Here is a 25569-nt window from a genome sequence, read left to right as displayed (position 1 = left end):
ATCATCCGAGAAGCTGGGTCACGAAATATGTCTTCTCCCAGGACGCCAAGATCATCGCGATCCAGTACTCGTTGACGGCGCTGGCGATCGGCCTCGTCGCCCTCGTCCTGTCCTGGCTGATGCGGCTGCAGCTCGGCTTCCCTGGCCTCGTCTCCTTCATCGACCCGGAGCGCTACTACCAGCTCATCACCATGCACGGCATGATCATGGTGATCTACCTGCTGACCGCGCTGTTCCTCGGCGGCTTCGGCAACTACCTGATCCCGCTGATGCTCGGCGCGCGCGACATGGTCTTTCCCTATGTCAACATGCTGAGCTACTGGATCTATCTGCTTGCCGTGCTGGTGCTCGTCGCCGGTTTCTTCGTGCCGGGCGGAGCGACCGGAGCCGGCTGGACCCTCTATCCGCCGCAGGCGATCCTCCCCAACACGCCCGGGCAGCCCTGGGGCATCATCGTGATGCTGGTCTCGCTGATCCTCTTCATCATCGGCTTCACCATGGGTGGGCTGAACTATGTCGTGACCGTGCTGCAAGGCCGGGCGAAGGGCATGACGCTGATGCGCATGCCACTCACCATCTGGGGCATCTTCACCGCGACCGTGATGGCGCTTCTGGCCTTCCCGGCTCTCTTCGTCGGGGCGGTGATGATGCTGCTCGACCGGCTGATCGGAACGAGCTTCTTCATGCCGTCCATCGTGGCTCTGGGAGAACAGCTCCCCTATCGCGGCGGCAGCCCGATCCTGTTCCAGCATCTGTTCTGGTTCTTCGGGCACCCTGAAGTCTACATCGTCGCATTGCCGGCCTTCGGGATCGTCTCCGACCTGATCAGCACCCATGCGCGCAAGAACATCTTCGGCTATCGCATGATGGTCTGGGCGCTGGTGGGGATCGGCGCGCTCAGCTTCGTCGTCTGGGCGCACCACATGTATGTCAGCGGCATGCATCCCAGTTTCGGGTTCTTCTTCGCGACCACGACGCTGATCATCGCCATCCCGACCGCCATCAAGGTCTATAACTGGGTGCTGACGCTCTGGCGCGGCGACATCCATTTCACCTTACCCATGCTGTTCGCGCTCGGCTTCATCGTCACTTTCGTCAATGGCGGTTTGACCGGGCTGTTCCTCGGCAATGTCGTCGTCGACGTGCCGCTCTCGGACACGATGTTCGTCGTCGCGCATTTCCACATGGTGATGGGTGTCGCTCCGATCCTCGTCATCTTCGGCGCGATCTATCACTGGTATCCCAAGGTCACCGGGCGGATGCTCGATACCACCCTCGGAAAACTGCATTTCTGGGTCACCTTCCTCGGCGCCTACCTGATCTTCTTCCCGATGCACTATATCGGCCTGATGGGCGTGCCGCGCCGCTATCACGAGATCGGCGACATGGCCTTCGTTCCGGCATCGACGGCGACGCTGAACGGCTTCATCACCATCGTCGCCCTGATCGTCGGCGCCGCCCAGCTCGTCTTCGTCTTCAATCTCGCCTGGAGCCTGAAGCGAGGCCGGCCAGCTGGCGGCAACCCCTGGCGCGCGACCACGCTGGAATGGCAGACGCCCGAGACACCGCCGGCCCATGGCAACTGGGGCAAGACGCTGCCCGTGGTCTATCGCTGGGCCTATGACTACAGCGTGCCCGGCGCCGCAGAGGATTTCCTGCCGCAGAACCAGCCTCCCGATCCGCAAACGGCGTGAGGAGGGCAGCATCGTGGTCGTCATCCTCCTGTTCATGGTCCTGATGGCAACGCTCGCCGGATGGTGGCTGTCGCATCAGCGGCTGACAGCCAAGCCCTGGCTCGAAGTCGGGGTCATCGACGAGGCCGGAGATGCGGGGACGCGATCCCTCCTGATCGCGAAGCTCGGCCTCGGCGCCTTCCTCGCCCTCGCCGGCTCGCTCTTCGCGCTCCTGATCAGCGCCTATTCAATGCGCATGAGCATGACGGACTGGCGCTCTCTGCCGATGCCGATCGTGCTCTGGTTCAACACCGGGCTGCTCATGCTTGCGAGTGTCGCCCTGCATTCGGCGGTGATCGCCGCGCGGTGCGACGAACCGTCGAGCATCCGCTCCGGACTGCTGGCTGCAGGGGTCTGCTCGCTGGCCTTCCTCGCCGGACAGGTGCTGGCCTGGCGCGAACTCGCGGCTGCCGGCTATTTCAGCGCGGCGAACCCGGCGAGCGCCTTCTTCTATCTGGTCACCGCAATCCACGGCCTGCACATGCTTGGAGGTCTCGTGGCGCTGGGGCGGACGACGGCCCGGTCTTTCGCGCCGACCGAGAGTACCCCCCAGGCATCGGGCGCCTTGCGCCTCAGCGTCGAGCTCTGCGCGATCTACTGGCATTTCCTGCTGCTGGTCTGGCTCATTCTCTTCAGCCTGCTGATGCGCTGGACCGACGACCTGATCGAGATTTGTCGCGGATTGCTGAGCTAGGAGGCGCGACCGATGAACGAGCTATCGCCAACCGCCCTGAAGCCCGAAAGCATAGGTCTCACCGGCTGGAGCGGTGTCGAGGCGGACTGGTCCGCGGATCAGCGAGCGTTCAGGACGGCCTCCTGGGGGAAGGCCATGATGTGGATCTTCCTGCTCAGCGACACCTTCATCTTCGGCACCTTCCTGATCTCCTACATGACGGTCAGGATGTCGACAGTCGTGCCCTGGCCCAATCCGAGCGAGGTCTTCGCGCTTGAGATCGGCGGCCACCACCTGCCGCTGATCCTGATCGCCATCATGACCTTCGTGCTGATCAGCAGCAGCGGCACCATGGCGATGGCCGTCAATTTCGGCTACCGGCGCGACCGCCGGAAGACGGCGATCCTGATGCTGCTGACCGCACTGCTCGGCGCAACCTTCGTCGGCATGCAGGCCTTCGAATGGTCGAAGCTGATCGCGGAAGGGGTCCGTCCCTGGGGCAATCCCTGGGGCGCCGAGCAGTTCGGATCGAGTTTCTTCATGATCACCGGCTTCCACGGCACCCATGTCACGATCGGCGTGATCTTCCTGCTGATCATCGCGCGCAAGGTCTGGCGCGGCGATTTCGACCAGGAGCGCCGCGGGTTCTTCACGAGCCGGAAGGGCCGCTACGAGATCGTCGAGATCACCGGCCTGTACTGGCACTTCGTCGATCTCGTCTGGGTCTTCATCTTCGCGCTGTTCTATCTCTGGTGAGGTCGCCATGGCTCAATCAAACACTCCGCACGGCGATACGCAGCAGCACCCCATCCGGCTCTATCTCGTCGTCTGGGCCTGGCTCTTCATCCTCAGTGCCTGCTCCTACATGGTCGATTACTTCGGCCTCGTGGGCTATCTGCGCTGGTCGCTGATCCTGCTCTTCATGGCGCTGAAAGCAGGGTTGATCGTCGCAGTCTTCATGCACATGGCCTGGGAGCGCCTTGCGCTCGCCTACGCGATCCTGCTGCCGCCTGCGGCGTTGATGGTCTTCGTCGCGATCATGGTCTTCGAAGCGCACTACACGCTCTTCAACCGGCTGGCATTCTTCGCGACGGGATGACGTGCCCGACCGCCCGGCGCGCTACGCCACGACCAAGCAAGCGGCCTCCCCTCCCGACGGCCCCGGGGCAGGCGGTCAGGAGGGCGAGGACGCACCGCTATCAGGCGTTGCCGACGCTGCCATAGACCATGCGCCCGCGATGGAACGTGGCGCTGCGTGCGGGCAGGCGGGCGACCGCCTCGGCGGAGCAACTGGCGCCGACCAGCGTGAAGGCTGCGTCATCGCCGGCCCTTGGCCAGACGCGATTGCCGCCATTATCCAAGGGCAGCACCCCGCCGGTGGCAATCGCCATGGCACGCGACAACCGGAACTCATCGCTGCCCCGGTAGAGCTGAGCATACAGGTTGGCTTTTTCCAGCATGTCGGCGCAACCGAACGGCGACCAGTGATCGATCACGCTGTCGGTCCCGGTCATCACGAAGACGCCTGCTTCGCTCAACCGAGGCAGCGGCATCATCAGGCCGCCGATCGGTACCGTCGAGGCGATGGTCATCTGCTGCGCCGCCAGACGGGAGGCGGTTTCGGCCAGAGCGTCCGGAGGGAGCGTGGTGAGCGCGAAGGCGTGGCTGATGGTCACCTTGCCGCGCAGTGCCGGATTCTTCTCCACCGTATCGATCATGTGGTTGATCGCGGCCACACCGGCCGGATTGGTCTCATGCAGGTGGATATCGACGCCTTTGCCGGTATCGAGAGCGATCTGGAACATCGCGTCGAGCGATTTCTGCATCGAACCGTCGACATTGGTCGGGTCCAGGCCGCCGACATAGTGCACGCCCATCTGCATGGCTTCGCGCATCAGGCCGTCGACCTGGGAATGCAGCAGGCCGTGCTGCGGGAAGGCGACGATCTCGCAGCTGAAATCGCTGCGGTGATTCTCCAGCGCGCGCTGCAGGTGCTCCAGGCTCTTCAGCCCGCTGACCGGGTCGATGTTGCAATGGCTGCGCGCCACGGTCGTGCCCTTGGACTGCAGCAGGGCAATCAGCTGCTCGGCGCGCTGTTGCGAGGTCGGCAACAGCTTGGGGAGCAGAGTCTGTTCCAGCGCGATCATGTCCATGATGGTCTTGCCCTGGCGCGGTCGCGGCGCCTGCCACGGGCCACCGTAGAAGGTCTTGTCCAGGTGAATGTGCATGTCGCGCATCGCCGGCAGCATGAGCTGGCCATGCGCCTGATAGCGCGGCACGCCGGCGGGCGGAGCGGTGTTTGCCGGGTGCAGCGCGGCGATCTTGCCGTCCTTGATCTCAAGCGTGTGGAGCGCGGTGCGGGTGCCGATGACCGTGTCGCCATCATACGCGAAGCCTTCTTCAAGCCGCACGTCGCTCAGGTAGTAATGCCGATCGGTCAGCGTGCTCGCGCCGGCCTCGGACGGGCGGCCGGCGCTGGCCGGTGCTGCCTTTGCAGCACCGCTGGCCAAGCCGATGACCGCGCAGGCGGTGGTGAGTTTTCCAGTCTGACTGAGAAAGCTCCTGCGGCTGTGTTGATGGACACTTTCCACGTTCGTTTCCTTAACCCAGGGGTTGGTCTTTTCAGCCCCTAGATTACGAATGGGCCGCCCGGGTTGGCAGCGATATTTGCCAATGCTGACTATTCGATTTGGCAATGAAGCCGGTCGGGATCACGCATCAGCGCAATCCGGCCACTCATCGCTCCAGCCGGCAGAATTCGGCCAGTCTTTCCGCCAGTACGATGGCCGCAGCAGGCGCGTTGTCGCGGTAATACAACGCCAGCTCGAAATCGTTCACCTCCGGCAGTCCTTCTGCCGCGCCCAGCGTTCGGTGGTCGGGCAGCCGGCAGCCGGCCGGCAGCAGCGTCACGCCCAGCCCGGCGGCGGAGGCGGCAGCGAGGGCAGCCAGGCTGGCGCTGCTGTAGCTTACACGCCAGCGAATGCCGAGGCTGTCCAGCGCCTGGCAGAGCTCCTCGCGATAGAGACCGTTGAGCGGGAACACCGCCAGCGGCACCGGCGAGCGTTCGATGGCCGGGTGCGCCTGGCTGTCCAGCCATAGCAGCGGTTCGAGCCTGGCCGCGCGCGGCGGCTGACGGCGGCGCTGCTTGACCAGGATCAGGTCCAGCTCTTCGCGCTCATAGGCGCTGCGCAGATCGGCGCTGAGGCCGCTGGTGACGTCCAGCCTCAGATGCGGCTGCTCACGGCTGAATGCCGCCAGCAGGTCGACGGTGGGGACCGTAAAATCCTCCGGCATGCCCAGCCGCAGCACGCCGTCGCGCCAGAAGCCGGTCAAGGCGTCATGCGCCTCCTCGTTCAGGGCGATGATGCGCCGTGCATAGCTCAGCAGCCGCCCACCCTCCTCGGTCAGCTCGACCTGATGCGAGGAGCGCTCGAAGAGCGGCTTGCCCAGCATCTCCTCCAGGCGCCTGACCTGCTGGCTGACGGTGGACTGCGACAGGGACACGCGGTCGGCGGCGCGGGTGAAGCTTTGGCTCTCGCAGACCGCGACGAAGCTGAGCAGCAGCTGCGGGTTGAACATCGGATAGCGATTCATGCACCCGCCGCCAGCATTTCATGAGCCGATTTGCCCGATACTAGGCGGTGCGGGTGGTCATGGCCAAGGCGAAGCAAGCCTTCGCGGGCGAATATCCGCGCGTTGGCGTCGGACTCAGCAGCCGCTGAATCCCGTCCTTGAGCTGCGCGCGGCAATCTGCCCGGCACTGGCCTTCGCTCACTGCGCCTGTCGGCCAGACGGAGCGGCGTTGGTGCTTGGCGCCACTGAGGGTCCCCTCAGCAGTGATTCGGAAAGATCTCCGGGATCGAGAGACATCTGTCGGTAAGCCCCTGTTCCCGGGAATAGCGGGCCATGGCCTCGATCGCCGTGCGGTTGGGCTCGATCCCATAGGGCCAGTAATCCTTGCCCATGACCTCTTCGGTCTGGCGCAGCGCCGCCTCCTGCCAGGGCAGCATCGCCGTGTCATAGGCAAACTGATGCAGCTCGTTGGCGGCGAAGGCCTTGGCCTGCTCGAAGGCCACGGTCAGCGACGCAGCCAGGTCGGGATGGCGATCGGCGATGTCGGAACGGATGCCGATCAGATGCATCGGCGGGAACAGGCCGGTCTTTCGGAAATAGGCCCTCTCAGCCGCCGGAACATCCGGAAACAACCGCCGGATCGCCGGATGCCCGTCGGCGAAGGCCTTCGGCGCGCGCGGCGCGATGATGGCATCGAGCTTGCCCTCGAGCAGCCACTGCCAGAGCGTCTCGCCGGCGGGCAGCCGCGTCGTCTCGAACCGGGCGGGCAGGGTGACCGGCACCTTCTCCTCGCGACCGGGCGCATCGATGCCGCCGATGATCCAATGGACTGCTTCCGGCCGCACGCCATATTCGTCGGCGAGGAGGCCGCGCACCCAGACATTGGCCGTGAGCTGATATTCCGGGACGCCGACGCGCCGGCCGGCGAAATCCTCCGGCCGCTCGATCCCGGAATCGCTGCGGACATAGAGCGCGCTGTGGCGAAATTTGCGCGAAACGAACAGCGGCAGCCCCAGATAGCGACAGGTGCCGCGCGAGCGCAGCAGGAGGTAGGTCGAGAGCGACATCTCGGTTATGTCGAACTCGCCTCCAAGCATGCCGCGCAGGAAGACCTCCTCCGGCGGGAGCACCGACCAATTGAGCGTATAGCCCTTCGGCCGGAACATGCCCGCGATCAGCGGCCAGGTCCGGTCATAGGCGCCGCAGCCGACGGTGAGCCGCGTGTCCACTCCCAGGGGCCCGTTCATCGGTCGGAATAGCCGGGGATGATCAGCGCATCGATGATGTAGCGACCGCCGGCCGCGACAACGGCAGCGCCCCGCTCCAGCTCGGCGAGCAGCTCGTCGACGCTACGGACCGAAACAGCCCCTTCGAAACCCTGCGCGCGCGCCAGCCCGATGATGTCGGGCGCCGGGTCATCCAGCCGCTGGCCGATCCACTTGTTCTCGACCGGCCGGCCGCGCTGGCGTGCCATGCGCTCCTGATGGACCTCGTCGTTGAAATAGGACCGGTTATTGGCGACGACGAGCAGCATCGGCACGCGCTGATGCGCGGCTGTCCAGAGTGCGTTCACGCCCATCAGGTAATCGCCGTCGCCGATGACTCCAATCGTCATCCGGCCGCTGCCCTTCAGCGCAATCGCGGCGCCGATCGTGTGGCCAGGCCCTGTGCCGACGGCGCCGCCGCCATCCTTGCCGAGAAAATCCAGTGGCGTGCGGAACCGGCAGGCGCTGCGCGGCCAGCCGAAGGAGAGACGGGCGAACGTCACCTCCCGATCGCGCGCGAAGGCAGAGATCGTGAAGGCCATCTGTTCGGCGTTGAAGGGCGCGGTACGGTCCGGGCCCTCCGAGGCTGTCTGCGTCCAGTGGCTGCCTTCGGACACCAGTGACGGCGCCGGTTGCCAATCCGTGCCGACAGCCTCCAGCAACTGGCTGACGAAGCGATCCGGATCGGCCGCGATCCTGACATCGCAGGCCGGCAATGCCTGATGGTCCATGCTCCAGCCATTGGCGACATGGCCGTCGAGCGAGCAGTGGACGATCGCGGCCGTCAGCGGCTCCTGCGTCTGCGAGGCACCGCAACGGGCGCTGAGGAAGCCGGCCAGATCGTGCCAGTCGAGGCTGACGATGGCATCGGCCTCGCGCAGCAAGTGCTGCTCGGCGTCGTTCGGGCGCTCGCCGACCGGGGCCAGCGCATGAAGCCGGTGCTCGGTCGGAAAGCCTGACGCATTATGCGTGGTCGTCAAAACCGTCGCCCCCAGCCGCTCGGCCAATGCGATACGGCGTTGCCAATCGCCGGCATGGCGCGAGACCCGGCCGATCAGGAGCAGGGGCGCACGCGCATTGCGCAGGATGTCCAGGGTCCGAGCGATGTCCTCGGCGGGAGCCGCGGCCGGCCGCGGCGGCGCAAAGCGGCGGATATCGGGAACCCTTACCGCGCGGTCGAGCCGGCTTTCCTGCATCTCGGCGTCGAGGCAGACATAGACCGGGCCGGTCGGAGCGGTCCGCGCGATCTGGTCGGCGCGCAGCACGGATTCGACCGCGGCCTCGGCCGAGGCCGGCTGGTCGTCCCATTTGGTGTAATGCCGGACCAGCGCGCCCTGGTCGCGCGCAGTGTGGATCCAGTCGATCCAGGGCCGGCGGCGATGCGCGTCGACCGGGCCCGTGGCTCCGAGGATCAGCATCGGCCGGCGATCGCACCAGGCGTTGAAGATCGTCATCGTCGCATGCATCAGCCCGACATTGGAATGCAGGATGACGGCCATCGGCTCCTGCGCCACCCGCGAGAATCCGTCGGCGATCGCCACCGCGTGTTCCTCGTGCAGGCAGATGATCATCGCCGGGTCATGGTTGCCGAGGTGGTTCACCAGGCTGTCATGCAGGCCCCGGAAGCTCGCGCCTGGAACCAGTGCGACATATCTGTAGCCCAGCGCCCTGATCGTCTCGGCAACGACGTCGCTGCCCCATCTTTCGGTCGCCGGCGCCACGGCGCCCCCCTCGGTCTGCATGGTCATGTCCATCTGGCTGTCGCGCTTATTCGCTGAAGACCTCGTCGCGGCCCTTACGGATCGCCGGTAGGATGGCGACGGTGAGCATGGCGAACGCGATCAGGATGAGGATGGCGGCGATCGGCCGCTCGACGAAGGTCATGGGGTTGCCGCGCGAGATCATCAGTGCCTGACGGAGGTTTTCCTCCATCATGCGTCCGAGCACGAAGCCGAGGGTCAGCGGCGCCGGCTCGAAGCCGAACTTGGTGAGGCCGTAGCCGAACACGGCCAGCGCTCCCATGATCAGGATGTCGGCCGGCTCGTTGTTGATCGAGTAGACGCCGATGCAGCAGAAAATGACGATGCCGACGAACATCAGGCGATACGGCACTTTCAGCAGTTTCACCCAGAGCCCGACCGCCGGCAGATTGATGACCAGCAGCATCAGGTTGCCGACCCACATCGAGGCGATCAGCCCCCAGAACAGGTCGGGCATCTTGGTCATGATCTGCGGGCCAGGCACGATGCCGTGGATCGTCATTGCGCCGACCATCAGGGCCATCACCGCATTGGGCGGGATACCGAGCGTCAGCAGCGGAATGAAGGAGGTCTGAGCTCCGGCATTATTGGCCGATTCCGGCCCGGCGACGCCCTCGATCGCGCCGCGGCCGAACCGGCGCGGATCGCGGGCCAGCTTCTTCTCGAGCGTGTAGGAGGCGTAGGGCGCGAGCACGGCACCGTTGCCCGGCAGGATGCCGAGGATCGAGCCGAGCAGGGTTCCGCGCAGGATCGGCTTGGCCGAAGCGCGCAATTCCTCGGGGCCAGGCAGCAGCCGGCCGATATGGGTCTGGCGTACCTGCCGTGACTCGCCATGCTCGAGGCTGCGAAAAACCTCGGCGATGCCGAACAGCCCCATGCCGAGCAGGGCGATCTCGATACCGTCGGCGAGCCAGGTCGCTCCGAAGGTGAGGCGCAGCTGGCCGGTTGTCAGGTCTGGCCCGACAGTCGAGAGCAGCACGCCCACCAGGATCATCACCACGGCCTTGAGCACGGATCCGCGCGCTAGCAGGACTGCGAATGCGAGCCCCATCAGCATGAGCGCAAAATACTCCGCTGGCCCGAAGATCAGCGCGATGCTGGCCAACGGCGCGGCGAGGGCGGCAATCACCAGTGTCGCAATCGTGCCGGCGACGAAGGAGCCTATCGCCGAGATCCCAAGCGCAATGCCCGCTCGGCCTTGGCGCGCCATCTCATGGCCGTCGATTGCGGTGACGACAGCGCTCGACTCGCCGGGGATATTGAGCAGGATCGAGGCGGTGGAGCCGCCATACTGGGCGCCGTAATAGATGCCGGCCAGCATGATCAGCGCGGCGGTAGGATCGAGCCCGAAGGTCAGCGGGAGCAGGATAGCGATGGTCGCGATCGGCCCGATCCCAGGCAGGACGCCGATCAGCGTCCCCAGCATGCAGCCGGCAAAGCAGAGCAGGATATTGGTCGGCGACAGCGCGATGCCGAGGCCGTGGCCGAGATTCTGCAGGAGTTCCATGCGCGCCTCAGAAGTTGATCGAGAACGACGGGAGCACCAGCATCGGGATCGGCTGGTTAAGCGCGAAGCGGAACAGAAGGGCACAGGCGACCGTCATCGCCAGCGCAAAGACAATGAGCTCGCGCGGCCTGACCTCACGCGAGCCGAAGCCGGCGACGAGCATGGCAAGCGGCGCCGCGACGATGAAGCCGGGCTCACGGATCGTCGCGGCGAAGAGCACGATTCCGGCCAGTACGAAGGCCGGCCCGCGCAGATGCCAGCGTTCGAGCGCGTCGCCATCCTCGATGAAACTCAGCACGACGAGGACAGCACCGCCGATGCCGATCGCGATCGCCGTCCAGCGCGGCACCATGGCCGGGCCGATGACGCGCAGCGTGCCCTGCGCGAGATTGCCGAGCATCAACACGACGACGGTCGCCGCTGCGATGAGGATCAGGCCGGAGACCAGATTCTGCGGAGAACGCACGGCGCGTTTCCACCGGGGGAGAGGCTCGGACTGGCTCATGACATTTTCGCCCTGGCTTGGGAGGCGGCGCGTTGCGGCCGGCTCGGCGTCATTCGACGGTCACGCCGACGGTGCGCACCATCTCGCCCCATTTGGCGACCTCAGCCTTCAGATAGGTCGCGACCTGGGGAGCCGAGCGGACATGGAGTTGGTAGCCCATGCCCAGGAGCTTCTCCCGCGTCTGCGGCTCGCTGACGATCTCGTTGATCGCGGCGTTGAGCTGCTCGACAATGGCCGGCGGCGTCTTGGCCGGGGCGAGCACGGCGACCCAGGATTCGGCGACGAAGGGGAATCCGGACTCGGTGTAGGTCGGAACATCGGGCATCGCCGCGACACGCGTCTCGCTCGCAACGGCCAGTCCCTTGAGCTTACCCTCCGCGACCTGCGGGATGATGCCGAAGGACGATGCAACCATGTCGACCTGGTTGCCGAGTGCCGCCTGCACCGAGAGCGCGCCGCCGCGGAAGGGAATATGCGAGGCCGGCTGCATGGCGAGGCGTTTCAGGAAGTACTCGGTCGCCAGATGCGAGCCCGAGCCGACACCGGCGCTGGCGAAGGTGATCTCCTCCTTCTTGGCCCAGGCGAGATAGTCCTTCAGATTGCCGGGCTTCGATGGATGCGTCGCGATCGTCTCCGGCGACGAAACCGCAATGGCAACCGGGATGAGCTGATCGAGCGCGTAGTCGCGCTTCTTGTAGAGCGTCTCGTTGATGGCGATCGCCGTCGAGGTGACGAGCAGCGTCAGCCCGTCGGGCTTTGCATGCGCGACGATTGCAGCGGCCGTATTGCCGCCGGCGCCGGCCTTGTTCTCGACGGTGACCGCCTTGCCCCATTTCTCGTTGAGCTTCTGGCCGACAATGCGTGCGAAGGTATCGACGAAGCCACCGGCGGCAAAGGCGACCGTCATGTTGATGCGGTCGGACGGGTAGGCCGGCGCCTGCGCCGAGGCGAGGCCGGCAGAAGCCGAGAGCGCGATGCCGGCTCCGACGAGACGGGCGGCAGCGCCAGTGAGACTACGCATGTTTCTCCCTCCGTTTATGTATTTTTATGACCCGCGAGCAGTCACGCGGTCTTTCCGATCGCTCCTGTCAGCTTCTTGCCGGCCGCTTCAGGTTGACGTGGATGTGCTTTTCTTGGGTGTAGCTGAGCAGTTCTTCGAGGCATTCCTCGCGACCCAGACCTGATTGCTTGTAGCCCCCGAAGGGTGTGCCGAGGAAATGCCGCGAGACCTCGTTGATCCAGACAAAGCCGGCCTCGACCTCGCCGGCGAGACGGTGCGCGTTGCGGACGTCATTGGTCCAGATCGAGCAGGTCAGCCCGTATTCGACGCTGTTGACGGTCTCGAGCATGCTTGCCTCGTCCGACCAGCGGAAGACCGCAAGAACCGGTCCGAAGACCTCCTCGCGCGCCAGCCGCATCGCAGGCGTCACCTCGGTAAACACGGTGGGCTCGACGAAATTGCCGTTGGCGAGCGCCGGATCGAGCGGGCGGCCGCCACCACAAAGCAGGCTCGCGCCCTCCGCCTTGGTGTCCGCGATGAAGCCCATCACCTTGTCCAGCTGGGCACGGCTGATGATGGCGCCCATCGTGGTCGCCGGATCGGTCGGATCGCCGGGGCGGAATTGCTTCACACGCTCGGCGATACGCGCCACGACCGCGTCGTGGATTGCCTCGTGGATGAAGGCCCGGCTGGTCGAGCCGCAGGACTGGCCGCACCAGATGAAGTTCATGCCGGCGACCACGGCGGCCGCGACCTCGTCGGGATCGGCATCGGCAAGCGCGATCAGCGCATTCTTGCCGCCGAGTTCGAGCAGGACCGGCTTGATGGTATCGGCACCGGCCTTCATGACGGCGCGCCCGGCCTGGACGCTGCCGATGAGCGAGATCATCGCGACGCCTGGATGGGCGGCAAGCGCCGCTCCGGCCTCGCGACCGCCTGGGAGTACGTTGAAGACGCCGGGAGGCAGCACCCCGTCGATCAGCTCGGCAAAGCGCAGCGCGCTCAGCGGCGCCTGGTCCGGCGGCTTGACGATGACGGTGTTGCCAGCCGCGAGCGGCGCAGCCGACTTGGCGGCACAGAACATGAACGGGTGGTTGAACGGGATGATGCGGCCGATGACGCCGCGCGGCTCGCGCACCGAGAAATTGACCGATTCCCGGCCGAGCGGCACCGATTGGCCCTTCATCTCGGTGACGAGGCCGGCGAAGAAATCAAGCTGAGAGGCGGCGTTGGCAACGTCCCCGAGCATCTCGTGGACCGGATTGCCGCCGTCGATTGCGTCGATGAGCGCGAGTTCCCGCGCGTTGTCGCGGACGATCTGGGCGATTCGCCTGAGGATCTTGGCGCGCTCGGCCGGGGCGACGTTCCGCCAGCCGCGATAGGCGGCGCCAGCGGCCCGGACCGCGGCATCGACATCACGGCTTCCAGCCTGCGCGACGAAGCCGAGCGACGCGCCCGTCGCCGGGCTGGTCAGTTCGAGACCGCCGGTCTCGGCCGCCTCGCGCCAGCTGCCGTTGATGTAGAGGTTCCGGTTCCGCGGCAAGACATCGGGCGATGCGCTTGCAGTTGCTGGCGCGATCGGGTCGCGCATGTCCTGGTCCATCGTCTGTCTCCCCTTCCGGCGAGGCCGGTCGCGCCGGCTTGCTGCGCCGGCGCATTTTCTTGCTTGCTTATTGGGTATCGGCTTCGCCCGGAGCGGTCTTCGCGGTGTTTCGGGCTTCAGCTATAACTTTCGCGACTATGAGGGCTCCGGCTTCTGCCCGGAGAGTGCGGCGCGTACGGCATCGAGCATCGCGAAGCCGTCTTCGGGCTCGGCCTGCAACGGCAGGCGCCCGAGTCGTTCCTGCTGGAGGACGACGCCCTCTGTGACGGCCGGCTCGATGCCAAGCTCGCGAAGCGTCAGCGCGACCTCGCGCATTTCGGCGGCACGCCGGACGCCATGCTGCAGCATACGGCTGACATTGTAGGGAACGACTTTTGGCCAATCGAGGCCAGGATAGCTGCGCCCGAGGGAGTCGAGGATCACCGGGTCGATTCCGGCGACACGCGCCGCCATGAAACACTCATAGGTCAACGCCTCCAGCCCCTTGACCATGACGCTGCGGATCATCTTGATGATCGTTGCCGAGCCGATCTGCGGACCCGCCGGCCCGAGTTCCATGCCGAAGCCACCGAAGATCGCGATGAAGCGCTCGGCCGCCCCGCCGGCGACCAGGCAAGGTGTGGCGTGGCGCTTGGGGTGAACCGGCGCCATGATCGCGAGATCGAGATAGGCACCAGGCGAAGCAAAGGCTGCGGCCGCCTCGCGCTTGCGGCCGGGCGAGACCGAATTGACGTCGACGAAGACCTGGCCGGATACAAGATGCGGCGCAACCTGGCGGGCGGCGTCGAGACTGTCGGCTGCGGTGACGGCCGAGAATACGAAATCGGCACCGGCCAGCGCGGCCTCGAGGCTGTCGGCGAGGCGGACGCCCAGATGCTCTGCCGGCTTGCGGACGCGCTCCTGCGTACCCGCGGTGTCGAAGGCGGCGATCTCGACGATGCCGGCTTCGAGCAGGCCGCCGGCGAAGGCCTGTCCGGCCTCGCCGAAGCCGATGAAGCAGAGTCGCGGCGGGTTGGTGCGCGGAGAAACGGTTTGCAGCATGATGCCCTCCGCGATCAGAGAATCTGGCAGATATCGTCGAAGTCGAACCGCGCGGCGCGCGGCCTGACGCTCGCCGGGTCGCCATGACCGATATTGATCAGGAAATTGGACCTGACCTCACCGCCTGGAAAGAATTCGGCGTCCACGACATCATGCAGGACCCCGGACATCGGGCCGCAATCGAGCCCCAGCGCACGCGCCGCCATCAGCAGGTAGGCGCCCTGCAGGGTCGCGTTGCGAAAGGCCGCCCGGGCAGCAAGGTCGGGATCCGCGAGATAGCCCGCGCGCTTGTCGACCGCATGCGGCGCCAGGCGCTCCAGATGATCGAAGAAGCGGCTGTCGATGCCGAGGATCGCAGTCACCGGCGCCGCCATGGTCTTGTCTACATTGCCGGGTTTCAGCCCGGGCCGCAGCCGCTCCTTGGCCTCTTGCGAGACGACGAAGACGATGCGCTGGGGGCTGATATTGCTGCTCGTCGGCGGCATCCGCGCGAGTTCGTAGAGCTCGCGCAGCTGCGCGTCGCTCACCGCCTTCGGCAGCCAACCGTAATAGGTTCGCGCCTCGCGGAAGAGAATGTCCAGGCAATGCTCGGATACGCATTGTCTTGTCGTCTGTTGAAGCATGAGCTGCGAACCTGCGGATGAGACGCCGGAACGCTATCCGCAGGATGCCCGTCGCGTCTTCATGTGCTGGTTCACAAGAGCTATAAGTGCCGGGAATATCAGATGCCGGTGAGCATATCCGGCGAGGCGCCGTCCTCGTCGAGGAGGCCGGTCGCCCGCAATTCGCGCAGATGGTCTCGCAGCGCCGCCAGCAGGGCCCCGACGCTCGGCGACCGTCGACGATGGCGCAATGTGATGATTCCGGCCGGCCGGCTGCCTGAGACCATGGGAACGGGCAATATCCTGACGGCACCGCGGCCGAGATCGCCGGCGAGCATCAACCGCGGAAGGATGGTGACATAGTCGTTCGACAGAACGAGCTCGCGGATGAAGGAAATCGAGGTCGAACGCAGCGGCGCGGCCAGCATCTCCAATCCGGAATAGGCGATCACCGCATCGATCTCCTGACCGAGGCGCTGTTCCAGCGAAGGCAGTACGAGGCCGAACCTCCCGAGCTCCGCTCCCGCGCTGCCGGGGCGGTCGAGCAAGGGATGACCGGCCCGTGCCAGGACCGAGATCGGCTCGTGATAGATCGTCTCGCGGTGAACATCATGGGCGGTTTCGAGCTCGTAGAGCCGCCCGACGATCAGATCGAGCTTGCCACTCTCCAGCTGCGGCATCAGCTCCGCCGTGCGCCCCTGCACCAGCCTGATGTTCAACTCGGGATTGGAGGCGCGCAGCCGGCCGAGCGTCGGCGGCAGCACGCTCGTCGCCGCAGTCGGCAGGGCGCCGATGACGAGCGTGCCGGCCTGCCCCTGCTCGATCAGCCCGATATCGTCCGTGAGTCGCTCGACCAGCGACAGCATGGCCCGGCCACGCTCGACAACGGCACGGCCGAAGGGATTGATCATCACGCCGCGGGCCATCCGGTCGAAGATGGGATGGCCGACGATCAGCTCGACATCCTGCACCGCCTTCGACACTGCGGGCTGCGTGATGCTGAGCGCGTGGGCCGCGGCCAGGAAACTGCCCTGCTCGGCCACGGCAATGGCGATCTCGATCTGCCGCAGCTTCAGGCGCGCATTGATCTGCGATCGCATGGCCTGCCTCTCCCCATTGCAGGCAAGCCCTTTGCCCTACTGAGGGGGCAATGACAAATTGGGGGAATCAATGATCTCACCGACGCATACCAGCGAATCGATGGTTCTTCGGAGAGTCGGGCCTTCGGGCTGAGATTGCCGGCATGGTCGGGCGACCGCGAAGCTGATTCTCAGGAACGATCTGTTCGGCGGACTCTGAGAAAGCTTGGGGCCGAGCGCGGCGGCCGGCGATCAAGGCCGCAGATGCGACCTGTCTACTCTCGGTGAGTTCGTGATCCGGATCGGAAAATTTGGTGGAGCCAGGCGGAATCGAACCGCCGACCTCTTGAATGCCATTCAAGCGCTCTCCCAACTGAGCTATGGCCCCACGCTGGCCGATTGATTTGGGGGTCAACCGGCAAATTCCCGGACACCGCAGGAGTGGCTTCAACTTCGAAGCCCGGCGATGTCCGCGTCGTCACTGTCGCGACGGAGGGCTCTATAGGCGGGCTCGGCAGAAGACACAAGCACCTATATCGCAGAAATATTTTTTGTCCTCAGACGTCCTCGTCACCCTCGATGTCGCCATCGATCAGATCGGAGACGTCATCGTCGCCTTCCTCGTCCTCTTCCAGGAACGTGTCGTCTTCCTCGGCAGCGATGTCGTCCTCGACCTCGATGTCGTCCTCGCTGGTGACAACCGCGTCCTTCTCGCTCGTTTCGGCATCGGCCTCATCGAGAGAGACAAGCTCGACCGCGCCGTCAGCGGCCTCGGTCTCGTCCTCGTCATCCGCTTCCTTGGCGACAACCGCCGCCGCTTTGGCCTGCGGCTCGAACATCGAACGCGGGAAAGCCTGCCCCGTATAGGGCGAGACGATCGGGTCCTTGTTCAGGTCGTAGAATTTGCGTCCCGTGGTCGGGCAAACGCGCTTGGTACCAAGTTCCGGTTTCGCCACTGCGTCGGACCTTCATTCATTCATGTTTTGAAAAGCAGGCGCGTCCGTTAGTCGTGCCGGCCGGCCCTGTCAAATGCTGATTTGATTCGCGTCTCGCGCGTGGCGCGCGACGGGTGGCCATGCTAGGCAGCCAGCGTCCAAGATCAAGCAGCCAGAGACGATCGACGTGGCCCACGCGCAGCACCCAACTCCCGTCACCGCCCGGGCCTCCGGCCCGCTCTCCGGCCGTGTCCGGGTTCCCGGCGACAAGTCGATCTCGCATCGCGCGATGATCTTCGGCTTGCTCGCCATCGGCGAGACCAAGGTCACCGGACTGCTCGAAGGCGAGGACGTGCTGCGCACAGCCGACGCGGCCCGGGCGCTGGGCGCCATCGTGCATCATGACGGCCCCGGCGCCTGGCGCGTACAGGGCGTCGGCGTCGGCGGGTTGAGGGAGCCGGCCGGCCTGCTCGATTTCGGCAATGCCGGCACCGGCTCTCGCCTGATGATGGGCGTTTGCGGCGCGCACCCGATCACCACCACCTTCGACGGCGACGCCTCGCTCAGGAAACGGCCGATGCGGCGTATCCTCGATCCGCTCGAACTGATGGGCGCCACCATCCTGTCGCAGGAAGAGGGCGGGCGCGTGCCATTGACGATCCGCGGGCCGAAGGAGGCGCTGCCGATCACCTATCGCACACCCGTCGCCTCGGCGCAGATCAAGTCGGCCGTGCTGCTCGCCGGCCTCGCCGCCCCGGGCGAGACCACGGTGATCGAGACCGAAGCGACGCGCGACCATACCGAAAAGATGCTGGCGCATTTCGGTGCCGAGGTGCGGGTGACCCCCGAGGGGGCCCATGGCCGCCGTATCGTGCTGACGGGCCAGCCCGAATTGCAGGCGGCGCCGATCGTGGTGCCCGCCGACCCGTCCTCCGCCGCCTTCCCGCTGGTCGCAGCGCTGATCGTGCCGGGCTCCGACATCCTGATCGAGAGCGTCATGACCAATCCGCTCCGCAGCGGGCTGCTGACCACGCTGCGCGAGATGGGGGCCGACATCACGGTCGAGAGCGAAGCCAATGAGGGCGGCGAGACGGTAGCGACGCTGCGCGTCCGCTCCGGCGCCCTCACGGGCGTCGAGGTGCCGCCGGAGCGCGCGCCATCGATGATCGACGAGTATCCGGTCCTCGCGGTCGCCGCGTCCTTTGCCAGCGGCACGACCCGGATGCGGGGGCTTCAGGAGCTGCGCGTCAAGGAATCGGACCGGCTCGCCGCTGTCGAGGCCGGGCTGAAGGCCGCGGGCGTGACCTGCCGGATCGAAGGCGACGACCTCGTCGTCGAGGGCGGAAACGGCAAGGTCACGGGGGGCGGCACGGCCGCAACCCATCTCGATCACCGCATCGCCATGAGCTTCCTCGTCATGGGGCTGGCGACGCAGAAACCGATGCAGGTCGATGACGGTGCGATGATCGCGACCAGTTTCCCGACCTTCATCAGCCTGATGAACGGGCTGGGCGCTGAGATCGCATGAGCCCTGCCGCGATGCGCAAGCGCCTGGTCATCGCCGTGGATGGTCCTGCCGCCTCGGGCAAGGGTACGCTGGCGCGGCGGCTCGCGGCCCATTACGGCCTGCCCTATCTCGATACCGGCCTGCTCTATCGCATGGTGGCCCGCGCGATGCGGGACGTGGGCAAGGATATCCACGATGACGAGGCCGCTGCAGCGATCGTCTCGACGTTCGATGAAAAGGCCTTCGCCGAGGACAGCCTGCGTGGCCGCGAGATCGGCGAGGCCGCATCGGTCGTTGCGGCGATGCCGGCGGTCCGCAAGGGGCTGATCGACCGTCAGCGCCGCTTCGCCGGGCAGCCGGGCGGGGCCGTTCTCGACGGGCGCGATATCGGCACGGTGATCTGCCCCGAGGCTCCGGCCAAGCTCTTCGTCACCGCGACGCCGGAGGTGCGGGCGGCCCGGCGCCACAAGGAATTGGCCGGACGCGGCGAGCTTGCCTCCTTCGAGGGCATTCTGGCCGATATCAGGCGTCGCGATGCCCGCGATTCCGGCCGCAGCGATGCCCCGCTGAAGGCAGCTGAGGACGCGGATATCCTCGACACCTCGGCGCTCACGGTCGAGGAGGCGGTCGCGGCCGCGATCGCCATCGTGGATGCCCGCCGCGCGGGCTGAGCCTGCCGATAAATCATTCTTGGCGAGAGCCGAAACGAGGTGCACACTTCCGCCGCGCCCTGATGGCGGAGGTGGCGATGCGGCATGGGCTGTTCGGTCTCTTGAGTCTTGCGGCGGCCGGCTTCTGGACGGGCACGGCGCCGAATGCGCAGCCGGCGGCCGCCCCGCCCGACGAGGTCGATCTCGCCCTCGTGCTGGCGGTCGACATTTCCTACTCGATGGATCTCGACGAGCTCGCGCTGCAGCGCGGCGGCTATATCGAGGCCTTTCGCTCGAAACAGCTGCACGACGCCATCGCCAAAGGCGCGCTCGGCAAGATCGCCGTGACCTATTTCGAATGGGCCGGCGGCAATTTCCAGCATATCGTCAAGCCCTGGACGGTCATCGACACGCCACAATCGGCCATCGCCTTTGCCGAGGAGCTGGGCGAGGCTCAGACACGGCGCGGCCGGCGGACGTCGATTTCGGGCGCGATCGATCTCGGCATGCAGTTGCTCGATCAGGCCAATGTCACAGCGATGCGCCGCGTGATCGACATCTCGGGCGACGGCGCCAACAATGACGGGCGCCCCGTTACCGCGGCGCGCGACGATGCCCGCGACAAGGGCATCAGCATCAACGGCCTGCCGGTGATGCTGAAGCAGGCGAGCTATTTCGATATCGACAATCTCGACGTCTATTACGAAGACTGTGTCGTCACCGGCGTCGGCGCCTTCGTGATCCCGATCCGCGAACGTCACCAGTTCGTCGATGCGACCCGGACCAAGCTTGTGCGCGAGATTGCCGAGGCCCCGGCTGCCGAGGCCACCATCCAGAAGGCGCAGGCGAAGGAGCCGCGCGTGTCCTGCCTCTCGGGTGAGAGACAGTGGCGCGACCGGATGGGGAATTGAGGCGGCCTCAGGTGCCGCGGGGCTTCGCTCGCGTCGTCGGCAGCGCTGCGGCTGGATCGTCCGGCCAGAGATGGCGGGGATAGCGGCCCTTCATGTCGGCCTTCACCGCGGCCCAGGAGCCGCGCCAGAAACCCGGCAGGTCGCGGGTGACCTGGATCGGCCGATGCGCCGGCGACAGCAACTCCAGGACGAGCGGCACGCGGCCGGCCGCGAGCGAGGGGTGCTGGGCAAGCCCGTAAAGCTCCTGCACGCGCACCGAGATCGTCGGCCCTGCCTCGGCCGCATAGTCCACTGCGAGACGGGAGCCGGTCGGTGCAGCGAAATGCGTCGGCGCCTCGGCATCGAGCCGGCGTTTCAGATCCCAGGGCAGCAGGCTGGCCAGTGCCGCGTCGAGGTCGGCCGGCGCAATCGCAGCGAGCGAGGTTCGCCCCTCGATATGGGGCGCAAGCCAGAGTTCCGGCTCGGCTGCGAGCCCGGCATCGGACAGGTCGGGCCAGGGATTTTCGCTTTCTGTGCCGACTCCGGCCTGACGCAGGAAGGCGGTCCGCTCCCGCAATTGCTGCTGTGCCTTCGTCCATGGCAGCAACCCGACGCCCAGCGTCGCCACACCAATCGCCAGGATCGCAGCGTTCTCCGACGTTGCCTCGACTGCAAGCGGGCGTTCCGACAGGCTGATGGCGCCATAGCGCTTGACCGCACGCGCACGCAGGGCGCGGGCATTGCGGTCGAAGATCGTTTCCGTCCGCTCCTCCAGGCCGAAGGACGCCAGGCCTTCGGCGGCCTGACGCAGGACTTCGTCTTCACCGATTGCGGCACCCCCAAGGATTCGGGCCTGTTGCGCTATGCCCGTCATGTCGGCCACGACGATCCAGGGCTCGCGGGCGAGGCGCTGCGCCGGCTCAAGCGCCGCACCGCGGCCATTGGCCAGGAGATACTGGCCCGAGCCCGCTGCGCGTAGCCTGGCGATTCGATCGGGATAGGCGAGCGCGAGCAGGAAGCCGATGGATCCCGTCGCGTCGCACCCGGGCGGGCTCGCCTTCTCCGCCAACCGGGCCCAGCCCTCCGCGAGGCGGCGCATATCGGCGGCACGACCACCGCGCTCCCGCCCGAAGCGCTCGGCCCGCTCGGCGAGATCCGTCGCATCCCCGCCGAGCCCCCGCTCGACCAGCAGCGCCGCCAGTTCCGCCGCCGCCCTGGCCTGACCGAAGCGCGCGGCAACGACGACCATGCGCGCGAGGCGCGGCGGCAGCGGCAATGCCTGCAAGGCCCGGCCATCGGCGGTGATGCGGCCGTCATCGGCGAGTGCGCCAAGATTGAGCAGCAGCGCCCGCGCCTCCTTCAGGGCAGGCGCCGGCGGCTGGTCGAGAAAGGCGAGCGATGTCGGATCGGCGACGCCCCAGGCGGCGCAATCAAGCAGCAGCGGCGCGAGATCCGCAGAGAGGATTTCAGGCCGGGCGAAGGCTTCCAGGGCGCCAGTACCAGCCTCCTCCCAGAGGCGGTAGCACACGCCCGGTTCGGTGCGGCCGGCGCGGCCGCGGCGCTGGTCGGCCGCAGCGCGGCTGACCCGGCGGGTCTCGAGCCGGGTCACGCCGATATCGGGCTCGTAGACGGGGACGCGCGCGCGGCCCGAATCGACCACCACGCGCACCCCCTCGATGGTGAGCGAGGTCTCGGCGATCGAGGTCGCCAGCACGATCTTGCGACGTCCGGCCGGTGCCGGCAGCACGGCGCGATCCTGCTCGGCCTGATCGAGCGCGCCATAGAGCGGCGCGATCTCGACCGCGGGATCGCGCAGCCGTTCGCGCAGCCGCTCCTCGACCCGCCTGATCTCACCCTGTCCCGGCAGGAAGACGAGGAGCGAGCCCGGTTGCTCGTTCAGGGCCTGCTGCACGGCCTCGGTGACCTGGTCCTCGATCCGCTTCAGCGGATCCCGGCCGCGATAGCGTGTCTCGACAGGATAGGCCCGGCCCTGCGATTCGATGACCGGCGCGGCGCCGAGCAGCTTTGCGACCCGCGCTCCGTCCAGCGTGGCCGACATCACCAGGATGCGCAGGTCCTCGCGCAGTCCGCCTTGCGCGTCGAGCGCGAGGGCGAGGCCGAAATCGGCATCGAGCGAGCGTTCGTGGAATTCGTCAAAGAGCACGGCGGCGATGCCGTCGAGTGCCGGGTCGTCGAGGATCATCCGGGCGAAGACCCCCTCGGTGACGACCTCGATCCGCGTCTTCGGCCCGATCTTCGATCCGAGCCGGACACGCAGGCCAACCGTGTCGCCAACGCGCTCCCCCAGCGTCTGCGCCATGCGGCCGGCAGCACCGCGAGCCGCGAGCCGGCGCGGTTCGAGGATGATCAGCTTGCCGCCAGCCGCCCAGGGCTCGTCGAGGAGGGCGAGCGGGACACGCGTGGTCTTGCCGGCGCCGGGAGGAGCGACCAGCACCGCATTCGGGCCGGCACGGAGCGCCGCGGCGAGATCGCCCAGGACGGCATCGATCGGAAGCGGGGTATCGAAATCGCGCATGGCGCGATGTGACGCAGCCGGCGCGCGGACGCAAGCGATGGCGGGCTCAGGCTGCCCGCCGAAGCCCGACCTCGAAGGGGCTGACCGTGATCGCGCCTGATTTTACAGACACCATCGAATTGCATCCGAGCGCCTGCCAGCAGTCGCGCGCGGCATCGACCGGCTCGGACGCGACGACGATGCTGTCGCTGCGGTTGCAGATATAGAGCGTCGGCGGCCGCGTATCGGAAGACCAGCGCACGGCGTGGATCGTCTCGCCATCGGCGAGCGCGGCGGCGCAGCGCAAGGGCTCGCGAATGCCGGCCGCCTGCATCAGGGCCAGCGCCTCCCCCAAGGTCCAGGCCAACGCCTCGCCGGGCGAATAGCCGTCCGCCATGCGGGCGAGCGCCAGCAGGAAGATCGCCTCCGAATCCGTCGTGCCGACACGGGCGGCATAGAGCGAATCGGGAATCAGGCTCTCGAGCTTGCGGCGGATCAGGGCGTAGCCGCCGATCTGGCCGTTATGCATGAAGAGATGCCGGCCATGGACGAAGGGATGGCAATTGGCCCGCGTCGTCGCCGTACCGGTCGCAGCGCGCACATGGGCGAAGAAGAGATGCGAGCGCACCTGACGGGCGATCGAGAGCAGGTTCTCGTCGGACCAGGCCGGACGGACCTCGCGATACTGCCCGGGCTCCGGCTTCTCGCCATACCAGCCGACGCCAAACCCGTCGCCATTCGTGCCGGTCTTGCTCTCCTCGGCATGGAGCGACTGGTGAATCAGCGAATGGCAGGGCGAGGCGACGAAATCCTCAAGAAAGACCGGAACGCCAGAATAGGCGAGGAAACGGCACATGGTCGGTCCCGAATCAGGCTGCGGGCGGGACGCCGCATTGAGGAGATTATTCCACGAGAATGAACCGTGACATAACAAATCTTCCCCGCACCCTACTCGCTGCAGGAGAAATCCAGCTTCGCTTCCTTGCGGCTCCGACCGACCTTCACCTCGATCTCAAGCGGAGAGCAGGTGGCGCTGTCGAGCAGGAAGGCCTTGTGGATGCGCCCCTCTTCGCCGAAGAGGAACCCGCCATAGACGCGCCTGAGCAGGATCCTCTCGCCGGTCTTCGCCTTCTGCCTGACGGTGAGCGAGGCGAGGTCGCGCGCGATCTTGTCCGAGGATTTGGTGTTCTTCGCGCCGGTGAAGGAAAGCGTCACCAGCAGCGCATCGGCCGGCTCGCCGGCTTCGCCCTCGCCGATCACTGCATTGTGGAGCGCCTTCTTCGTCCCGACCAGATTCTCCGAGAGCCTGCCGGTGCGCTCGAGGAAGAGCTGGGCCTTGATCTCCTCGACCGCGACCTGGGCGAAGGCCGAAGCTGAAGACGCCGCCAGAAGGCCCAGGCCGAACAGTGCGGAGAAAGCCGGTTGCATCGTCGAGGCCCCATCTGAATCACGCCCTATCGGCAGGATTGCGCAGCTATGCCATTTCGCCGTGAGGTTGCTAGCCCTCCGATCAGGCTTTACGCGACAACACAACCGGGCGATGACGGAAACCGCTCGATATCGGGATTGGGGGAGCGGGTCCTTGAAGTCAGTGATTTCGCTTGCGGGTGCAGCCTTGGCGCTGTGCCTGGTTCCCAGCCTCGCGTTCGCGGCGGGCGATATCGGCGGGGCGACGCTCGGTGCGGCCTGGGCTCTTCCCTTTGCCGGCATGCTGCTCTCGATCGCCCTCGGACCGATCCTGTTTCCGCATGTCTGGGAGCTCAATTACGGCAAGTTCGCAGCCTTCTGGGCAGCGCTCGTGCTGGTGCCTCTGGTCCTCTTCCGTGGCTTCGATCCGGCGCTCGGATCACTGCTTCACACCGCGCTGCTCGAATATATCCCCTTCATCATCCTGCTCTTCGCGCTCTTCACCATTGCCGGCGGCATCCTGATCACCGGGAATCTGCGCGGTACGCCAGCGACCAATACGGCTCTGCTGGCGATCGGGACCGCGATGGCGAGCGTGGTCGGCACGACGGGCGCCTCGATCATCATGATCCGGCCGCTGCTACGCGCCAATGACGACCGCCGCCACAACGTCCATGTCGTCGTGTTCTTCATCTTCCTGGTCTCGAATATCGGCGGCTCCCTGACACCGCTCGGAGATCCGCCACTCTTTCTCGGCTTCCTGCGCGGCGTCAGCTTCTTCTGGACGACCCAGCACCTCCTGCCGGAAACCAGCTTTGCGGTCGCTGTGCTGCTGGCACTGTTCTTCGCGCTCGACAGCTATTTCTTCAGCAAGGAAAAGGGGGCTCCAGCCCTCAAGGATCCGACGCCGGACCGTGCCATCAGGCTCTTCGGCAAGGTCAATATCGCCCTGCTCGGCGGCGTCATCCTCGCCATCCTGATGTCGGCGAACTGGAAGCCCGGCACTGTCTTCGACATCCATGGCGTTCATGTCGAGCTGCAGAATCTGGTGCGCGACGCGATCCTGCTCGGCCTCGCGGGTCTCTCGCTGGTACTGACGCCGAAGCCCGTGCGGGCCGGCAATGAATTCAGCTGGGGGCCCATCAAGGAGGTCGCCAAGCTCTTTGCCGGCATCTTCGTCTGCATCATCCCGGTGCTGGCGATGCTGCAGGCCGGCAAGGACGGGGCGTTCGCACCGCTCGTCGCGCTGGTGACGCATGCGGACGGAACGCCGAACAACGTCGCCTATTTCTGGCTGACCGGCATCCTCTCGTCCTTCCTCGAC

23 protein-coding genes and 1 tRNA gene are annotated in these 25569 nt (G+C 66.3%); 8 read left to right on the top strand and 16 right to left on the bottom strand.

The window, feature by feature from the left end:
* The 4 genes from AC1DJT_RS14545 to AC1DJT_RS14530 all read left to right on the top strand — a co-directional run.
* A partial coding sequence (locus tag AC1DJT_RS14545) for a cbb3-type cytochrome c oxidase subunit I (RefSeq protein WP_476834293.1) occupies positions 1-1694 on the top strand: 1694 nt, incomplete at its 5' end.
* A 13-nt stretch (positions 1695-1707) separates the two neighbouring features.
* Entirely contained in the window at positions 1708-2427 is a 720-nt protein-coding gene (locus AC1DJT_RS14540; RefSeq protein WP_441505048.1) for a cytochrome c oxidase subunit 3, read from the top strand.
* A gap of 12 nt (positions 2428-2439) precedes the next feature.
* On the top strand, positions 2440-3162 hold the full coding sequence (locus AC1DJT_RS14535; RefSeq protein WP_441491964.1) for a heme-copper oxidase subunit III family protein: 723 nt from the start codon (positions 2440-2442) through the stop codon (positions 3160-3162).
* A gap of 7 nt (positions 3163-3169) precedes the next feature.
* Positions 3170-3505, top strand: a complete 336-nt coding sequence (locus AC1DJT_RS14530) for a cytochrome C oxidase subunit IV family protein (RefSeq protein ID WP_113515643.1) — start codon at positions 3170-3172, stop codon at positions 3503-3505.
* Positions 3506-3605: 100 nt separating this feature from the next.
* Here the strand turns inward: AC1DJT_RS14530 and AC1DJT_RS14525 are convergent, their stop codons facing one another.
* From AC1DJT_RS14525 to AC1DJT_RS14465, 13 genes are all read right to left on the bottom strand, one after another.
* Complete coding sequence (locus tag AC1DJT_RS14525; protein WP_476767765.1) at positions 3606-5102, bottom strand: amidohydrolase family protein; 1497 nt, start codon at positions 5100-5102, stop codon at positions 3606-3608.
* A 40-nt stretch (positions 5103-5142) separates the two neighbouring features.
* Positions 5143-6000 carry a LysR family transcriptional regulator gene (locus AC1DJT_RS14520; RefSeq protein WP_441505050.1) on the bottom strand — a complete coding sequence of 286 codons (858 nt, stop codon included), beginning with the start codon at positions 5998-6000 and terminating at the stop codon, positions 5143-5145.
* 236 nt (positions 6001-6236) lie between these two features.
* Complete coding sequence (locus AC1DJT_RS14515; protein ID WP_441505051.1) at positions 6237-7226, bottom strand: ABC transporter substrate-binding protein; 990 nt, start codon at positions 7224-7226, stop codon at positions 6237-6239.
* A complete protein-coding gene (locus AC1DJT_RS14510) occupies positions 7223-8992 on the bottom strand; it encodes a thiamine pyrophosphate-binding protein (protein ID WP_476767764.1) in 1770 nt (589 codons plus the stop codon). Before AC1DJT_RS14510 ends, AC1DJT_RS14515 begins: the two co-directional genes overlap by 4 nt.
* A 19-nt stretch (positions 8993-9011) precedes the next feature.
* Complete coding sequence (locus tag AC1DJT_RS14505) at positions 9012-10511, bottom strand: tripartite tricarboxylate transporter permease (RefSeq protein ID WP_441491970.1); 1500 nt, start codon at positions 10509-10511, stop codon at positions 9012-9014.
* Between the two features lie 7 nt (positions 10512-10518).
* Positions 10519-10977: a tripartite tricarboxylate transporter TctB family protein gene (locus AC1DJT_RS14500; protein WP_476767762.1), complete on the bottom strand. Its 459-nt coding sequence runs from the start codon at positions 10975-10977 to the stop codon at positions 10519-10521.
* An 88-nt stretch (positions 10978-11065) separates the two neighbouring features.
* Positions 11066-12037 carry a Bug family tripartite tricarboxylate transporter substrate binding protein gene (locus AC1DJT_RS14495; RefSeq protein WP_441505054.1) on the bottom strand — a complete coding sequence of 324 codons (972 nt, stop codon included), beginning with the start codon at positions 12035-12037 and terminating at the stop codon, positions 11066-11068.
* Positions 12038-12104: 67 nt separating this feature from the next.
* Positions 12105-13619, bottom strand: coding sequence for an aldehyde dehydrogenase family protein (locus tag AC1DJT_RS14490; protein ID WP_476767761.1), 1515 nt, complete (start codon positions 13617-13619; stop codon positions 12105-12107).
* 135 nt (positions 13620-13754) lie between these two features.
* A complete protein-coding gene (locus AC1DJT_RS14485) occupies positions 13755-14660 on the bottom strand; it encodes an NAD(P)-dependent oxidoreductase (RefSeq protein ID WP_476767760.1) in 906 nt (301 codons plus the stop codon).
* A gap of 14 nt (positions 14661-14674) precedes the next feature.
* On the bottom strand, positions 14675-15283 hold the full coding sequence (locus AC1DJT_RS14480) for a malonic semialdehyde reductase (RefSeq protein WP_441491975.1): 609 nt from the start codon (positions 15281-15283) through the stop codon (positions 14675-14677).
* Positions 15284-15381: 98 nt separating this feature from the next.
* Complete coding sequence (locus AC1DJT_RS14475; protein ID WP_476767759.1) at positions 15382-16362, bottom strand: LysR substrate-binding domain-containing protein; 981 nt, start codon at positions 16360-16362, stop codon at positions 15382-15384.
* Positions 16363-16653: 291 nt separating this feature from the next.
* Positions 16654-16729, bottom strand: a tRNA-Ala gene (locus AC1DJT_RS14470).
* A 169-nt stretch (positions 16730-16898) separates the two neighbouring features.
* Positions 16899-17297 (bottom strand): TIGR02300 family protein, encoded by a 399-nt coding sequence (locus tag AC1DJT_RS14465; protein ID WP_113515648.1) that lies wholly within the window; start codon positions 17295-17297, stop codon positions 16899-16901.
* Between the two features lie 166 nt (positions 17298-17463).
* Here AC1DJT_RS14465 and aroA point away from each other — a divergent pair, with 166 nt between their 5' ends.
* The 3 genes from aroA (at position 17464) to AC1DJT_RS14450 (ending at position 20344) form a co-directional block, all read left to right on the top strand.
* Entirely contained in the window at positions 17464-18804 is a 1341-nt protein-coding gene (aroA, locus tag AC1DJT_RS14460) for a 3-phosphoshikimate 1-carboxyvinyltransferase (protein ID WP_441491977.1), read from the top strand.
* Positions 18805-18827: 23 nt separating this feature from the next.
* Positions 18828-19454, top strand: coding sequence for a (d)CMP kinase (gene cmk / locus AC1DJT_RS14455; protein WP_441505121.1), 627 nt, complete (start codon positions 18828-18830; stop codon positions 19452-19454).
* Between the two features lie 77 nt (positions 19455-19531).
* Positions 19532-20344, top strand: coding sequence for a DUF1194 domain-containing protein (locus tag AC1DJT_RS14450; protein ID WP_441505059.1), 813 nt, complete (start codon positions 19532-19534; stop codon positions 20342-20344).
* Positions 20345-20351: 7 nt separating this feature from the next.
* Here AC1DJT_RS14450 and hrpB read toward each other — a convergent pair whose 3' ends face one another.
* From hrpB to AC1DJT_RS14435, 3 genes are all read right to left on the bottom strand, one after another.
* Positions 20352-22859, bottom strand: coding sequence for an ATP-dependent helicase HrpB (gene hrpB / locus AC1DJT_RS14445; RefSeq protein ID WP_476767758.1), 2508 nt, complete (start codon positions 22857-22859; stop codon positions 20352-20354).
* Positions 22860-22905: 46 nt separating this feature from the next.
* A complete protein-coding gene (locus AC1DJT_RS14440; protein ID WP_441505061.1) occupies positions 22906-23694 on the bottom strand; it encodes a class II glutamine amidotransferase in 789 nt (262 codons plus the stop codon).
* A gap of 92 nt (positions 23695-23786) precedes the next feature.
* Positions 23787-24266: a hypothetical protein gene (locus tag AC1DJT_RS14435; RefSeq protein ID WP_441505062.1), complete on the bottom strand. Its 480-nt coding sequence runs from the start codon at positions 24264-24266 to the stop codon at positions 23787-23789.
* A gap of 154 nt (positions 24267-24420) precedes the next feature.
* Between AC1DJT_RS14435 and AC1DJT_RS14430 the strand changes: the two genes are divergently transcribed.
* Positions 24421-25569: sodium:proton antiporter (locus AC1DJT_RS14430; protein WP_476834292.1), on the top strand; the 1149-nt coding region annotated here is incomplete at its 3' end.

Source organism: Allobosea sp. 05T422_2 (assembly GCF_056396265.1).
Note: the sequence above shows the minus strand (reverse complement) of the source record. Positions and strands in the feature narration are given on the sequence as shown.

What these genes read in the sequence shown, in the direction of transcription:
- AC1DJT_RS14535 (WP_441491964.1), top strand. Translation starts at nt 2,440, where the DNA reads ATGAACGAGCTATCGCCAACCGCCCTGAAGCCCGAAAGCATAGGTCTC.
- AC1DJT_RS14475 (WP_476767759.1), bottom strand. Translation starts at nt 16,362, where the DNA reads ATGCGATCGCAGATCAATGCGCGCCTGAAGCTGCGGCAGATCGAGATC.
- AC1DJT_RS14515 (WP_441505051.1), bottom strand. Translation starts at nt 7,226, where the DNA reads ATGAACGGGCCCCTGGGAGTGGACACGCGGCTCACCGTCGGCTGCGGC.
- AC1DJT_RS14490 (WP_476767761.1), bottom strand. Translation starts at nt 13,619, where the DNA reads ATGGACCAGGACATGCGCGACCCGATCGCGCCAGCAACTGCAAGCGCA.
- AC1DJT_RS14510 (WP_476767764.1), bottom strand. Translation starts at nt 8,992, where the DNA reads ATGACCATGCAGACCGAGGGGGGCGCCGTGGCGCCGGCGACCGAAAGA.
- hrpB (WP_476767758.1), bottom strand. Translation starts at nt 22,859, where the DNA reads ATGCGCGATTTCGATACCCCGCTTCCGATCGATGCCGTCCTGGGCGAT.
- AC1DJT_RS14485 (WP_476767760.1), bottom strand. Translation starts at nt 14,660, where the DNA reads ATGCTGCAAACCGTTTCTCCGCGCACCAACCCGCCGCGACTCTGCTTC.
- AC1DJT_RS14530 (WP_113515643.1), top strand. Translation starts at nt 3,170, where the DNA reads ATGGCTCAATCAAACACTCCGCACGGCGATACGCAGCAGCACCCCATC.
- AC1DJT_RS14495 (WP_441505054.1), bottom strand. Translation starts at nt 12,037, where the DNA reads ATGCGTAGTCTCACTGGCGCTGCCGCCCGTCTCGTCGGAGCCGGCATC.
- AC1DJT_RS14435 (WP_441505062.1), bottom strand. Translation starts at nt 24,266, where the DNA reads ATGCAACCGGCTTTCTCCGCACTGTTCGGCCTGGGCCTTCTGGCGGCG.
- AC1DJT_RS14520 (WP_441505050.1), bottom strand. Translation starts at nt 6,000, where the DNA reads ATGAATCGCTATCCGATGTTCAACCCGCAGCTGCTGCTCAGCTTCGTC.
- AC1DJT_RS14450 (WP_441505059.1), top strand. Translation starts at nt 19,532, where the DNA reads ATGCGGCATGGGCTGTTCGGTCTCTTGAGTCTTGCGGCGGCCGGCTTC.
- AC1DJT_RS14440 (WP_441505061.1), bottom strand. Translation starts at nt 23,694, where the DNA reads ATGTGCCGTTTCCTCGCCTATTCTGGCGTTCCGGTCTTTCTTGAGGAT.
- AC1DJT_RS14505 (WP_441491970.1), bottom strand. Translation starts at nt 10,511, where the DNA reads ATGGAACTCCTGCAGAATCTCGGCCACGGCCTCGGCATCGCGCTGTCG.
- AC1DJT_RS14480 (WP_441491975.1), bottom strand. Translation starts at nt 15,283, where the DNA reads ATGCTTCAACAGACGACAAGACAATGCGTATCCGAGCATTGCCTGGAC.